This window comes from Streptomyces sp. NPDC047028 (assembly GCF_040644095.1).
Taxonomy (GTDB): Bacteria; Actinomycetota; Actinomycetes; order Streptomycetales; family Streptomycetaceae; genus Streptomyces.
The window spans coordinates 68,632-80,703 of the sequence record NZ_JBEYVS010000023.1; the positions used below are offsets into that span (position 1 = coordinate 68,632).

The 12,072-nt window shown below is 73.4% G+C and carries 12 protein-coding genes; 9 read left to right on the plus strand and 3 right to left on the minus strand.

All coding sequences use genetic code 11. From position 1 onward, the window contains the following. The first annotated feature begins 5 nt into the window (after positions 1–5). On the plus strand, positions 6–452 hold the full coding sequence (locus tag ABZ854_RS21265; RefSeq protein WP_361213046.1) for a type II toxin-antitoxin system PemK/MazF family toxin: 447 nt from the start codon (positions 6–8) through the stop codon (positions 450–452). On the opposite strand, the gene ABZ854_RS21270 is transcribed toward ABZ854_RS21265, so the two are convergent. Next, positions 437–1,276: a TIGR02452 family protein gene (locus ABZ854_RS21270; protein ID WP_361213049.1), complete on the minus strand. Its 840-nt coding sequence runs from the start codon at positions 1,274–1,276 to the stop codon at positions 437–439. The two genes, ABZ854_RS21265 and ABZ854_RS21270, sit on opposite strands and share 16 nt — an antisense overlap. A gap of 276 nt (positions 1,277–1,552) precedes the next feature. Here ABZ854_RS21270 and egtA point away from each other — a divergent pair, with 276 nt between their 5' ends. The 4 genes from egtA to egtD are packed head-to-tail and all read left to right on the plus strand — an operon-like array spanning position 1,553 to position 6,017. Continuing rightward, entirely contained in the window at positions 1,553–2,929 is a 1,377-nt protein-coding gene (gene egtA / locus ABZ854_RS21275; RefSeq protein ID WP_361213052.1) for an ergothioneine biosynthesis glutamate--cysteine ligase EgtA, read from the plus strand. Further along, positions 2,926–4,272 carry an ergothioneine biosynthesis protein EgtB gene (gene egtB, locus ABZ854_RS21280; RefSeq protein WP_361213055.1) on the plus strand — a complete coding sequence of 449 codons (1,347 nt, stop codon included), beginning with the start codon at positions 2,926–2,928 and terminating at the stop codon, positions 4,270–4,272. Before egtA ends, egtB begins: the two co-directional genes overlap by 4 nt. Further along, entirely contained in the window at positions 4,272–5,042 is a 771-nt protein-coding gene (egtC, locus tag ABZ854_RS21285) for an ergothioneine biosynthesis protein EgtC (RefSeq protein WP_361213058.1), read from the plus strand. The genes egtB and egtC overlap by 1 nt, the downstream gene beginning before the upstream one ends. Before the next feature lie 12 nt (positions 5,043–5,054). Then, positions 5,055–6,017, plus strand: a complete 963-nt coding sequence (gene egtD, locus ABZ854_RS21290; RefSeq protein ID WP_361213061.1) for an L-histidine N(alpha)-methyltransferase — start codon at positions 5,055–5,057, stop codon at positions 6,015–6,017. A gap of 33 nt (positions 6,018–6,050) precedes the next feature. Here the strand turns inward: egtD and ABZ854_RS21295 are convergent, their stop codons facing one another. Continuing rightward, complete coding sequence (locus tag ABZ854_RS21295) at positions 6,051–7,304, minus strand: extracellular solute-binding protein (protein ID WP_361213064.1); 1,254 nt, start codon at positions 7,302–7,304, stop codon at positions 6,051–6,053. A gap of 280 nt (positions 7,305–7,584) precedes the next feature. Between ABZ854_RS21295 and ABZ854_RS21300 the strand changes: the two genes are divergently transcribed. After that, positions 7,585–7,800 (plus strand): dodecin, encoded by a 216-nt coding sequence (locus ABZ854_RS21300; protein WP_129305369.1) that lies wholly within the window; start codon positions 7,585–7,587, stop codon positions 7,798–7,800. Between the two features lie 31 nt (positions 7,801–7,831). On the opposite strand, the gene ABZ854_RS21305 is transcribed toward ABZ854_RS21300, so the two are convergent. After that, the gene (locus ABZ854_RS21305; RefSeq protein WP_361213068.1) at positions 7,832–8,323 is read right to left on the minus strand and encodes a hypothetical protein; all 492 of its coding nucleotides are present in this window, start codon (positions 8,321–8,323) and stop codon (positions 7,832–7,834) included. A gap of 71 nt (positions 8,324–8,394) precedes the next feature. Here ABZ854_RS21305 and ABZ854_RS21310 point away from each other — a divergent pair, with 71 nt between their 5' ends. The 3 genes from ABZ854_RS21310 to ABZ854_RS21320 are packed head-to-tail and all read left to right on the plus strand — an operon-like array spanning position 8,395 to position 11,975. Continuing rightward, positions 8,395–9,411: an LLM class flavin-dependent oxidoreductase gene (locus tag ABZ854_RS21310; protein ID WP_361213071.1), complete on the plus strand. Its 1,017-nt coding sequence runs from the start codon at positions 8,395–8,397 to the stop codon at positions 9,409–9,411. A gap of 38 nt (positions 9,412–9,449) precedes the next feature. Then, positions 9,450–9,638: an antitoxin gene (locus ABZ854_RS21315; protein ID WP_361213074.1), complete on the plus strand. Its 189-nt coding sequence runs from the start codon at positions 9,450–9,452 to the stop codon at positions 9,636–9,638. 6 nt (positions 9,639–9,644) lie between these two features. Then, complete coding sequence (locus ABZ854_RS21320; protein ID WP_361213077.1) at positions 9,645–11,975, plus strand: excinuclease ABC subunit UvrA; 2,331 nt, start codon at positions 9,645–9,647, stop codon at positions 11,973–11,975. Positions 11,976–12,072: the final 97 nt, after the last annotated feature.

The window sequence follows — 12,072 nt, forward strand, 5'->3', positions numbered from 1 at the left end:
TGCCTGTGAGCACGTTTACCGATGAAGACGTCCCGGGCCGCTACGGCCCCCATGCCACCAGCGAGGCCGATCCGCGCCAGGTCGGGCGGGTGCGCACCGAGTACTCGCCCGCGCACGACGGCGATCCCGATCCCGGGGAGATCGTGTGGACCTGGGTGCCGTTCGAGGAGAACGACGGCCGGGGCAAGGACCGGCCGGTGCTGGTCGTCGCCCGGGAGACTGCGGGCACACTCCTCGCCGTGCAACTGTCCAGCAAGCGGCACGACGACGACCGCGAGTGGGTGGCGATCGGGAGCGGCCCCTGGGACCGGTCGGGCCGGGACTCCTGGGTGGACGTCGATCGCGTCCTCCGGCTGCACGAGGCGGGTATGCGCCGCGAGGCGTGCGCGCTGGACCGCATGCGGTTCAACCTGGTCCGGCAGCGGCTGCACGAGCGCTACGGCTGGACCTGACGCCGGCTCTCCAGTGAGCCGAACGCCCCCGCGAAGGCCGCCCGGACCGTCGCTCCCCGGGTGCGGTCCAGGACGCCGAACACCACGTGTTCGAAGGCCCGGCCGAACCGGCCGCCCGGTTCCAGCAGCGCGTGGAAGGCGTCCGCGACATCGGCCGGGTCGTTCTGGAAGACGCCGCAGCCCCAGGCGCCCAGCACCAGCCGGCGGTAGCCGTGGGCGGCGGCGGTCTCCAGGACGCGCTCGGCCCGCACGGCCAGGGCGCCCGGCAGTTCGCCGGCGCGCTCCGGGGCCGTACGCCGGACGACGCCCGCGTTGGGCGCGGCGGCGGTGAGGAAGCCCGCGAGGTACGGCCGGGCAAGGAGGGCGCCCCGGTCGTCCCGGAAGACGGGCACGGCCGGGGAGTGCACGACCCGGTCGGTGTAGAACGGATCGCGGTGGGTGCGGTGGTGGTCGTAGAAGCCGCGGGCCTCGAGGAGACACGTGTACAGGGCGGAGGCGCGGCACAGGGCCTCCTCCTGCGCCTGGGCGCCGTTGAGGTAGCCGCCGCCCGGGTTGCGGGCGGAGGAGAAGTTCAGGACGGCGACGGGCGCGGCGGCCAGCCGGCGGGCCGCCTCCAGGCTGCTCTCGCCCGTGACCTCGAACAGCGGCTCCGCTTCGGTGGGCGGGACCACCGCAACCGGTTCCGGACCGTACATCCGCGTGCCCGCGCGGGCGGCCTCGACCGCCGCCGCGAGGGGCACCTCGCTCCCGTCCGGCGCGCGGTAGGCCCCCGCCGCCACGATCCGTTCCGTCTCGCTCGCGATCCCGCGCAGCCGTGCGCTCACGGCGCCACCCCCGTGGACGCCGTGAGCGCAGGCCGCGCGTTCTCCCCCGTCGTGCTCATGAACGCATCGTGAGCGATCCTGGACGTGCGGTGCAACGGAGTTTTCCCGGCGGGGCCGACGGCGGGAAACACCCGCGGAAACGGAGATGACCGATTCGGAACGTCCCTATGGGCACCCTTGTGCGAATCCGCGCGAGGGTCTTGGGTGGAACGAGTGCCTGCCCGGCGCACGGAAAGCCGGGCCGGTGGCATGGTGGAATCTCAGGAGGATCCCGACATGTCCGATTCACTGAACGACGGTGACGGCCGTACGCGGCGCCGCACCGCCGTCACCGAGGCCGAGGTGGAGGCCCTGGTCAGGGGCATCTGCTTCAAGACAGGTCCGCCCCGCACCCTCGGGGTGGAAGTGGAATGGCTCGTCCACGAGCTGCGGCTGCCGCAGCTCCCGGTGACCCCCGAACGACTCGAAGCGGCCTACGCCGCCCTGCGCACCGTACGCCTGGGTTCGGCCCTCACCGTCGAACCCGGCGGCCAGCTGGAGCTCAGCTCGCCGCCCGCCGCCAGCCTGATGGAGTGCGTCGGCACCGTCTCCGCCGACCTGGACGCCGTCCGCGCGGTCCTCGCCGAGGACGGCCTCGGACTCGTCGGCGTCGGCCACGATCCCTGGCACACACCCCGCCGGTTCCTGCGCGAACCGCGCTACGACGCCATGGAGACCTGCCTCGACCGGACCGGGACCGCCGGCCGGCACATGATGTGCACCTCGGCCTCCGTCCAGGTGTGCCTGGACGCCGGGTACGAGGAGCCCGGACCGCTCGGCCACGAGCGGCGCTGGTGGCTGGCGCACCAGCTGGGCCCCGTCCTGGTGGCCGCGTTCGCCAACTCCCCGCTGGTCGGCCGGGAACCGACCGGCTGGCGGTCCACCCGTCAGCTGCTGTGGATGGAGATCGGCCCCGGACGGGCCGGCGCTCCTCCCGCGCACGCGCAGCCGCGGGCCGCCTGGGCCCGGCACGCGCTGGACGCGCCGGTGATGTGCGTCCGCCGTGACGCCGGCCCGTGGGACGTGCCCGAGGGGCTGACCTTCCGGGAGTGGACCCGCTCCGGGGCACCCCGGCCGCCCACCCGGGCGGACCTCGACTACCACCTGACCACCCTGTTCCCGCCGGTCCGGCCGCGCGGTCACCTGGAGCTGCGCATGATCGACGCGCAGCCGGGCGACGACGGCTGGATCGTGCCGCTCGCGGTGACGGCGGCGCTGTTCGACGACCCGGAGGCCGCCGAGACCGCGCACCGCACGGTGAAGCCGCTCGCCGAGCGCGCCGGGGACCGTCCCGCACCTCACAACCCGCTGTGGATCGACGCGGCCCGGCACGGGCTCGCCGACCCCGAACTGCACGAGGCCGCCGTCGCCTGCTTCGCGGCGGCGCTGGAGGCGCTGCCCCGGCTCGGCGCCACCACCGAGGTGACCGACGCCGTGGCCGCCTACACGGACCGCTACGTCCGGCGGGGCCGCTGCCCGGCCGACGACCTGCTGGACCACCTGCGCGCGGCGGGACCGCCCGGGGTGGACCCGCTCGCGCCGGACCCGGACCGCACAGGGCCTCGCTCGACCGGGGGCGCCGCCGCCCACGGGAGGAAGGACATCCGCACATGACCGCCCCCGAGACCGACACGCCCGCCACCGAGTCCGATGCGCCCTCCACCGAGACCCTGCGCGAGCGGGCGCTCGCCTCGCTGCTCACCGCCCGCGACCGCACCACCCTGCTCACCACGTGCGTCGAGGAGCCCGACCTCACCGCACAGCACTCGCCGCTGATGTCCCCGCTGGTGTGGGACCTCGCGCACATCGGCAACCAGGAGGAGCTGTGGCTGCTGCGGGCGGTCGGCGGCCGGGAGGCGATGCGGCCCGAGATCGACGGCCTGTACGACGCCTTCGAGCATCCGCGGGCCGAACGCCTCTCGCTGCCGCTGCTGCCGCCCGGTGAGGCCCGCCGGTACGCGGCCGAGGTGCGGGGCCGGGCCCTGGACCTGCTGGAGGGCGCGGACTTCACCGGCACCCGGCTGACCGAGGCCGGCTTCGCCTTCGGGATGATCGCCCAGCACGAACAGCAGCACGACGAGACCATGCTGATCACCCATCAGCTCCGCACGGGCCCGCAGGCCCTGACCGCGCCCGACCCGGAACCGGCCCCACCGTTCACCGGGCCGGCCGAAGTCCTGGTCCCCGGCGGCCCGTTCACCATGGGCACCTCCACCGAGCCCTGGGCACTGGACAACGAACGCCCCGCGCACCCGGTGGACGTGGCACCGTTCTGGATCGACACGACCCCGGTGACGAACGCGGCGTACCAGGCGTTCATCGGGGACGGCGGCTACGACACGGAGCGCTGGTGGACGCCGGAGGGCTGGGCTCACGTCCGGCAGCACTCCCTGAACGCCCCGCAGTTCTGGTTCCGGGAGGGCGGCCAGTGGCTGCGGCGCCGCTTCGGGGTCACCGAGGTCGTCCCTTGCGAGGAGCCCGTGCTGCACGTGTGCTGGTACGAGGCGGACGCCTACGCCCGCTGGGCCGGACGCCGGCTGCCCACCGAGGCGGAGTGGGAGAAGGCGGCCCGGCACGACCCGGCGACCGGTCGCTCGCGGCGCTACCCGTGGGGCGACGCCGAACCGGCGCCCGAACACGCCAATTTGGGCCAGCGGCACCTGCGGCCCGCCCCCGCCGGCAGCTACCCGGCCGGTGCGTCCCCGCTCGGCGTACGGCAGTTGATCGGCGACGTGTGGGAGTGGACGGCGAGCGACTTCCTGCCGTACCCGGGCTTCACGGCGTTCCCGTACAAGGAGTACTCGGAGGTGTTCTTCGGCCCCGAGTACAAGGTGCTGCGCGGCGGTTCGTTCGCCGTGGACCCGGTGGCCTGCCGGGGCACCTTCCGCAACTGGGACTACCCGGTCCGGCGGCAGATCTTCTCCGGGTTCCGCACCGCCCGCTCGGAGGCCGTCTGATGTGCCGCCACCTGGCCTTCGTGGGGCCCGAGGAACCGCTGGGGCGGCTGCTCGTGGAGCCGCCGCACAGCCTGCTGCGGCAGTCGTGGGCGCCGAGGCGGCAGCGGTACGGCACGGTCAACGCCGACGGCTTCGGCGTGGGCTGGTACGCGCCGGACGATCCGGTGCCGGCCCGCTACCGGCGGGCCGGACCGGTCTGGGCCGACCTGTCCTTCGCCGACCTGGCCCGCGTCGTACGCTCCGGTGCCGTGCTCGCCGCCGTACGGGACGCGACCCTCGCGGGTGCGGACGCCGAGGCGGCGGCGGCGCCGTTCGCGGACGGGCGGTGGCTGTTCAGCCACAACGGCGCGCTCACCGGCTGGCCGCACTCGGCGGCCCCGCTGGTGTCCGAGTTGCCCCCGGCCGACCTGCTGTCGCTGCAGGCGAGCACCGACTCCGCGTTCGTGTGGGCGCTGGTGCTCCACCGGCTGCGGCAGGGCGAGGAGCCCGACCGGGCACTCGGCGACACCGTGGCCCGGCTGGCCGCCGCCTGCCCCGGCTCCCGGCTGAACCTGCTGCTCACCGACGGCACCACCATCACCGCCACCACCTGGGGCGACACCCTCTGGTACCGCACGGAGCCGGGCCTGCGCACGGTCGTCGCCTCCGAGCCGTACGACGACAACCCGCTCTGGCAGGAGGTCCCCGACCGCACGCTGCTCACCGCGACCCGCGCCGGTGTGCTGCTCGCGACGGTCGAGGACCCGGAGGCCGCATCCCGCATCCCGTAAGGAGCCCTGTTCGTGAGTCCCCTGCACGTCACCCGCACCCTCCCCGAGGACGCCACCGACGCCGCCCTGCGCGCCGACGTCCGCCGCGGCCTCACCGCCACCCCCAAGTCGCTGCCCCCCAAGTGGTTCTACGACGCCCGGGGCAGTGAGCTGTTCGACGAGATCACCGGACTGCCGGAGTACTACCCGACCAGGGCCGAGCGGGAGATCCTCGCCGGCCGGTCCGGGGAGATCGCCGCCGCGAGCGGCGCCCGCACCCTGGTCGAACTCGGCTCCGGGTCCTCGGAGAAGACCCGCTATCTGCTGGACGCCCTCACCGGGCTTCGGGCGTACGTCCCCGTCGACGTCAGCGAGAGCGCGCTCATCCGGGCCGGGCAGGCGCTCGTGGCGGACCGCCCCGACCTCGACGTGCACGCCCTGATCGCCGACTTCACCGCCCCGCTGGCGCTGCCCGCGACACCCGGCCCCCGGCTGGTGGCCTTCCTCGGGGGCACCATCGGAAACCTGCTGCCCGCCGAACGGGCCGCGTTCCTGGCCACCGTGCGCACCCTGCTCGCGCCGGGCGACGGACTGCTGCTCGGCACCGACCTGGTCAAGGACGAGGGAGTGCTGGTCCGGGCCTACGACGACGCGGCCGGAGTGACGGCCGCGTTCAACAAGAACGTCCTCGCCGTGATCGACCGCGAGCTGGGCGCCGACTTCGATCCCGGCGCCTTCGACCACGTGGCCCGGTGGGACGCCGACCTGGAGTGGATCGAGATGCGGCTGCGCTCCCGTACGGCGCAGACGGTGAAGATCCCCGCACTGGACCTCGCCGTGCACTTCGCGGCCGGCGAGGAGCTGCGCACGGAGGTGTCGGCGAAGTTCCGCAAGGACGGCGTCACCGGAGAACTCGCCGCGGTCGGGATGGAGTTGACCCACTGGTGGACGGACGAGGCGGGCCGCTTCGCCCTGTCGCTGAGCGTGGCGCGGTGAGCGGGCGGCGGCCGGCCTCCCGGGCTGCCCCGACTACAGCTGCGGAGTGAGCAGTTCGGTGATCTTGTGCGAGGCGCGGCGGGCCTCGGTCGCCGGGTCCGCCCCGCCCAGCACCTTGGTCATGTAGCCCTTGATCGGGTTGTCCGCCTCGACGGCGGCCCAGTCGGGTGTGTTGGGGGTCGCCCGGCCGTGCGCGGCGCCCGCCGCCATGGCGGCGACCCCCTGCTCGCCGGCCACCTTGCCCGCCAGCGACGGCTTGTTGGGCACGTAGTTCATGGTGCGGGCGAGTTCGGTGTCCCACCGGGCGCCGGTGAGCGCCCCGACGACGGCGGTCGCCGCGTACGGCGTGTCGGTGTTCTGCGGGACGACGAGGTCGGAGCCGCCGGTGAAGACGGTGCCGGGCCGGGCCGCGGTCTTGCCCGGGACCGGGAAGAAACCGAGCTTGCCCTTCAGATCCGGGTTCTGCTGCACGATGGACTGGGCGAGCCCGGGTACGCCGATGATCTGCGCGACGCCGCCCGCGGCGAACACCTTGGCCTGCGGCGGGTGTTCCTCGTCGGAGTCCGCCGGACCCCGGCCCAGGGCCTGCAGCTTCCGGTAGAACTCCATCCCGCGCAGCGCGGCCGGGGTGCCCAGGGTGCCCTGCCAGCGGTTCTCGCGCTGCACGGCGAGGTCGCCGCCCTCGTCCCAGATGAACCCGGCCAGGGTGTACCAGTCCTGTCCGGCGAGGTAGATGCCCTGCCGGCCGCCCGTGTTCAGCTTCTCGGTGACGGACATCCACTGCGCGCGCGTCCTGGGCGGGGTGGTGATGCCGGCCTGCTCGAAGAGGTCCTTGCGGTAGATGACGACGCGGTTGGCCGCGTACCAGGGGATGCCGTACTGCTGGCCGCCGTCCTTGCCGGGGTCGGCGAGGCCGGGCAGCCAGTCCTGGCTGCCCCAGTCGCGCATCGACTCCAGGGTCAGGTCGGTGAGCCGGCCGTCGTCGACGTACTGCGACACCTGGGTGTTACCGACCTCGATGACGTCCGGGCCCTTCCCGGACTCGGCCTTCAGCGCCGTGTGCACCTTCGCCCCGATGCCGGTCCAGTCCTGGATGCGGATGTCGAGGCGGAGGTCGGTGTGGGCGCGTTCGAAGTCGTCGGTGAAGCGCTGGAGGAACTGCGGGGAGGCGCTGCCCTTCATCAGCCACACCGTGACGGTCTGCCGGTCGTGCCCGCCCGGCAGCAGCCCGCAGCCGCTGACGAGGGAGCCGGTGACACAGAGGAGCGCGAGCAGACGACGTCTCACGAGGGGTCCTGTTCTGTCTGGGTGGTGCGGACAGGGAAGGGGGCCCGGCGTGGGGGGCGAGTCCGGAGGCTCGCACGGGTGTGGCTGGATTTTGGTATGTACCAATGCGGAGGTCAAGTGCGGATCGGCGATCCGGGACGACGCCTCGCGGACCGGGCGCGGATACGGCACCGTGGAGTGAGCCGTGACATATCCGTCACGGCGGACGTGCGGCGTCCGGCACGCGTGTCCGGACGACGCGGCCGGCCGCCCCGCCGCACGGCGGAGAGGAGCAACCCGAATGTCGAACCACACCTACCGGGTCACCGAGATCGTCGGCACCTCCCACGAGGGCGTCGACCAGGCCGTCCGCAACGGCATCAACCGTGCCGGCCAGACCCTGCGCAACCTGGACTGGTTCGAGGTGACCCAGGTCCGGGGCCAGATCGAGAACGGGCAGATCGAGCACTGGCAGGTGGGTCTGAAAGTGGGGTTCCGCATCGACGACGAGGGCTGACTCCCCGCCGCCCCCGCCCCGGCTCCTGGCGTCAGGTGCGCCCCTCGCGCTCCTGGGCGTCCTCCAGCACGGTGGACCGGCCGGTCCACCGTGCCCGTACGACGGTGAATCCGGCGGCCTCCGCGTCGTCGCAGACGAGCGCGTCGTCGTCGACGAGGACCCGGATCTCCCGCTCGCGCGCGAGCCGGCGCAGGATCTCCAGCTTGGTGTGCCGGGCGGGCCTGCGGTCTGCGTTGCCCCGCATATGGACCGGCCCCTCGGGCAGCCCGTGGGCGGCCAGCCAGTCCAGGGTGTCGCGCCGGCAACGCTCGGGCCGCCCCGTGAGGTACACGATGTCGCACTCCCGCGAGCTGTCGAGCGCGAGGGCGACGCCCTCGGTGAGCGGCGGGTCGTGCGGCGCGGCGGCGAAGAACGCGTCCCAGTTCCGCGGCCGCTCCGTCAGGAAGTGCTGGCGGTGCTCCGTGTCGGCGAGGGTGTTGTCGAGGTCGAACACGGCGAGCGGCCGCTGCTGGCTGTCGGTCACACGATCACCCTAACCACCCGGGCACGGCGGGGTGCGGGAATCCTGGGGCCGCCCAAGTGTTGAACGGTGGTGTGAGTGCACTGATCGCCCGGACCCCGTTCTCCGTCCTGGACCGCTCCCGCGTCCGGGAGGGCCGTCCGCCCGCGGAGGCGCTGCGGGACACCGTCGCGCTGGCCCGGGAGGCGGAGGCGCTCGGCTACCACCGCTTCTGGGTCTCGGAGCACCACGGCGTGCCCGGGGTGGCCGGGTCCGCGCCGACCGTGCTGGCCGCGGCCGTGGCCGCCGCCACCCGCACGATCCGGGTCGGCACGGGCGGGGTCATGCTGCCCAACCACCAACCCCTCGTCGTCGCCGAGCAGTTCGGCGTACTGGAGTCGCTGTTCCCGGGCCGGATCGACATGGGCCTCGGCCGCTCGGTGGGCTTCACCGGCGGGGTCCGCAAGGCGCTCGGCCGGGACAAGGACGACGCCGAGGACTTCGCCGCACAGGTCGCCGAGCTGCTCGGCTGGTTCGCGGGGACCTCGCCCACGGGAGTGCGGGCCCGCCCTGCGGAGGGGCTGCGCGTGCCGCCGTACCTGCTGGCCATGGGCGAGGGCGCGCGGATCGCCGCCGACGCGGGGCTGCCGATGGTCATCGGTGACCTGCGCGACCGGGAGCGGATGCTGCGCGGCATCGACGTCTACCGCTCGGCGTTCCGGCCGTCCGCCTGGGCTCCGGAGCCGTACGTGGTGATCTCCGGTTCGGTCGCGGTCGCGGCGACCTCGCGGGAGGCGCGCCGGCTGCTGGTGCCGGAGGCGTGGGCGGCGGCACACGCGCGCACGCACGGCACGTTCCCGCCGCTGGCACCGGCCGGCGACATCGAACGGCGCACGATGACCGCGAAGGAGCGCGACCTGTACGACGCCGCGCTTGCCGGGCACGTCGCCGGCACCGAGGAGGAGGTCGCGGACGAATTGGAGTCGGTGCTGAAGGAGACGGGCGCGGACGAAGCCCTCGTCACCACGAGCAGCTACGACCGTACGGCCCTGCTGGACTCCTATCGGCGGCTCGCCGCCGTCTCGAGATGCGAACCCGGCGCGGGGCGGTGACTCTGGAGGGGAAGCCTCAAGCTACGAGGAGGGCTGCCATGTCCGTCATGGACAAGCTCAAGCAAATGCTCAAGGGCCACGAAGACCAGGCCGGCAAGGGCATCGACAAAAGCGGCGACATGCTCGACGAGCGCACCCAGGGTAAGTACAGCTCGCAGGTCGACACCGCGCAGGACAAGCTGAATGAGCAGCTCAGGAGGGACCAGGACCAGCCTCCGCAGCCGTAGCGGGTAGTGCACAGCCCCCACGATCCGTACGTCCGCGTCCGCGGCGCCCGTGAGCACAATCTCCGGGGCGTCGACGTGGACATCCCCCGGGATGTGCTGGCCGTGTTCACCGGCGTGTCCGGCTCGGGGAAGTCGTCCCTGGCGTTCGGCACCGTGTATGCCGAGGCCCAGCGACGCTACTTCGAGTCGGTCGCGCCGTACGCGCGCAGGCTGATCCACCAGGTCGGGGCGCCCAAGGTCGGCGAGATCACCGGGCTGCCGCCCGCGGTGTCGCTGCAGCAGCGCCGCTCGGCCCCCACCGCGCGCTCCTCCGTCGGCACGGTCACCAACCTCTCCAACTCCCTGCGCATGCTGTTCTCCCGCGCCGGGACCTATCCCCCGGGCGCCGAGCGGCTCGACTCCGACGCCTTCTCGCCGAACACCGCCGTCGGAGCCTGCCCCGAGTGCCATGGTCTCGGCCAAGTGCACCGCACCAGCGAGGAGTTGCTGGTCCCCGACCCCGCCCTGTCGATCCGCGAGGGCGCGATCGCGGCCTGGCCGGGTGCCTGGCAGGGCAAGAACCTGCGCGACATCCTCGACGCGCTCGGGTACGACGTGGACCGGCCCTGGCGCGAACTGCCCGCCGAGGCGCGGGAGTGGATCCTGTTCACGGACGAGCAGCCGGTCGTCACCGTGCATCCCCTCCGGGACGCCGACCGAATCCAACGCCCCTACCAGGGCACGTACATGAGCGCCCGGCGCTATGTGCTCAAGACCTACTCGGACACCAAGTCCCCCACGCTGCGGGCGAAGGCGGAACGCTTCCTGACCGCCGCCCCCTGCCCGGCCTGCGAAGGCAGCAGGCTGCGGCCCGAGGCGCTCGCGGTCACCTTCGCCGGCCGGACCATCGCCGACCTGGCCGCCCTTCCCCTGACCGACCTGTCCGGACTGCTGCACGGCGACTCGGAGACGGCCCGTGTCCTCACCGAGGACCTGAAGTCCCGGATCGCGCCGGTGGTGGAGCTGGGCCTCGGCTATCTGAGCCTCGACCGCTCGACCCCCACGCTCTCGGCGGGCGAGCTACAACGGCTGCGGCTGGCCACGCAGTTGCGCTCCGGGCTGTTCGGTGTGGTGTACGTCCTGGACGAGCCCTCGGCGGGTCTGCACCCGGCCGACACCGAGGCGCTGCTGACGGTGCTGGACCGGCTCAAGGCGGCCGGGAACTCGGTGTTCGTGGTGGAGCACCAGCTGGAGGTTGTGCGCGGCGCCGACTGGGTGGTGGACGTCGGACCGGGCGCGGGCGAGCACGGCGGACAGGTGCTCTACAGCGGGCCGTTGGCCGAACTCGCCTCGGTCGAGGACTCGGCGACGGCACGCCACCTCTTCGACGAGGCGCCGGGACCGGCCCGTGAGGTCCGTGAGCCGCGCGGCTGGCTCCAGGTCGGTCCGGTGACCCGGCACAACCTGCGGGAGGTGACGGCCGGGTTCCCGCTCGGCGCGTTCACGGCGGTCACGGGTGTGTCCGGCTCGGGCAAGTCCACCCTGCTCGGCGCGCTGACCGAGGACCTCGCGGGCGTGGACCGGCTGGTCCGGGTGGACCAGCGGCCCATCGGCCGCACCCCGCGCTCCAACCTGGCCACCTACACCGGCCTGTTCGACGTCGTACGCAAGGTGTTCGCCGCCACCGACGACGCACGGGAACACCGGTACGGCGTCGGCCGGTTCTCCTTCAACGTCGCGGGCGGCCGCTGCGAGACCTGCCAGGGCGAGGGCTTCGTCAGCGTGGAACTCCTGTTCCTGCCGAGCACCTACGCGCCGTGCCCGGACTGCGCGGGCGCCCGCTACAACCCGGAGACCCTGGACGTCACGTACCGGGGACGGAACATCGCCGAGGTCCTGGACCTGACCGTGGAGGGCGCGGCGGAGTTCTTCGCGGACACCCCGGCGGCGGCCCGCAGCCTGGCCGCGCTGCTCGACGTGGGCCTCGGCTACCTCAGGCTCGGCCAGCCCGCCACCGAACTGTCCGGCGGCGAGGCGCAACGCATCAAGCTGGCGAGCGAGCTGCAGCGGGGCCGCCGCGGCCACACCCTCTACCTCCTGGACGAGCCGACGACCGGCCTGCACCCGGCCGACGTCGAGGTCCTGATGGACAGGCTGCACGGCCTGGTCGACGCCGGCCACACGGTCGTCGTGGTCGAGCACGACATGACGGTGGCCGCGGACGCCGACTGGGTCATCGACCTCGGCCCGGGCGGCGGCGACCAAGGCGGCCGCGTCATCGCGTCCGGCCCACCGTCCGAGGTCGTAGCGACGAAGGGCAGCGCGACGGCACCGTACTTGGCGCGTGTCATGCCCTGAGGGGGTACGAAAGCCAGACGGGGCCGGGGATGAGCACCACTCCCGACCCCGCCCGTCCGCCAGATACGACGAACGATCACTGCAGCGCCCCGTAGGA